This window comes from Rothia sp. (in: high G+C Gram-positive bacteria), from assembly GCF_030540545.1.
In the GTDB taxonomy this organism is placed as follows: Bacteria; Actinomycetota; Actinomycetes; order Actinomycetales; family Micrococcaceae; genus Rothia.
Window position 1 is genome coordinate 1 of sequence record NZ_JAUNVZ010000097.1, and the last position, 1,126, is coordinate 1,126.

Consider the following 1,126-nt stretch of genomic DNA (forward strand, 5'->3'; position numbering starts at 1 on the left):
GGATCTACCGCAATGTCGAGGTTGGGGCCGGTGCCGTCACCAACGACTTCACCGTTAAACAGCATGGGGGCCTTGTCTTTTTCACCTTCGCCAATGACGACGGTGCCGTTGAAACTCACGGAGGAGAGGCGGTAGCGCATTGCGTCCACTGCGGCGCCGTCTGCGGCGTTCTTATCTCCTGCCCCCACCCAGGGGCCTGCGGCGATGGCGGCGGCTTCGGTGGCGCGCACAAGCTCCAGCGCGAGGTTACGGCTACCGTGGTTATTGTTGTTCTCAGTCATTACTCACCTTCGAGGGTTGATTGGGCCAGCCGGCCGGGCGGCCGTATAGTTTGGCGGTCTCTACGTTATCTAGCATAACGCGGGCTGTTTACTGTGTGGTTCTTTTGAGCGGTTTTTCTGGTGGGTTATTAGCGGTTTGCAAGGATGCGCAGCTCACTTGAACGGTGCGGCACGGGGTGCGTCCGGTGCGTGTTGGGGGGGTATAGAGTGGCCGTTTGGGTTCGGGTGCTCCAGCAGCGGTGTGAGAGAATAGACACTGTGGAAAATTCTCAGAATAACGCACACAACCCCCAGGACGAGAACCCACCCGCCGGTACGAGGAAGCTGGGTGATGCATCCTCCAGCTCTTCCGCTGCCGAGCTACCGCAGGACCTTACTGCAGCCGAGCGTCCGGACGGTGAGCAGACGGTGACACCGCAGATTACCGTTAAACAGTCGAAGCGTATTAACGCCCCGGCGCGCAACATGATTATTTCGATGGTTGCGATGATTCTGATCCTTATTCCGGTGCTATGGCTTATGCCACGCCCGGATAAAACCCCGTACCGCCCGCAGGTAAATGTGGCGCAGGTTGCGTTTGAGTCGAGCCGTCAGGCAGGGTTTCCGGTAGCTGTGCCGCAGCTGGAAGGCTGGCACTATAACTATGCCCGGTGGAATGGTAATACACCGGATAATATTGGGTTTTTTAAAAGCGGCCAGGTTACCGGGAAGAACCACTTTATTGAGCTAACCCAGGCGAAAGATACAAACCCCACGTGGGTGGCTCAGCAGACTGACAACGCCACAAAACAGGGCACCGAGCAGATAGCCGGGGTGGAGTGGGAGGTACGGGCGGCTACCTCAAA

The 1,126-nt window shown here is 57.8% G+C and carries 2 protein-coding genes; one reads left to right on the plus strand and one right to left on the minus strand.

Going from position 1 to position 1,126, the window contains the following annotated elements:
• A partial coding sequence (locus Q4P78_RS09190; RefSeq protein WP_303340068.1) for a fructose-bisphosphatase class II occupies window positions 1-281 on the minus strand: 281 nt, incomplete at its 3' end.
• A gap of 258 nt (window positions 282-539) precedes the next feature.
• On the opposite strand from Q4P78_RS09190, the gene Q4P78_RS09195 reads away from it, so the two are divergent.
• Window positions 540-1,126: DUF4245 domain-containing protein (locus Q4P78_RS09195; protein ID WP_303340069.1), on the plus strand; the 587-nt coding region annotated here is incomplete at its 3' end.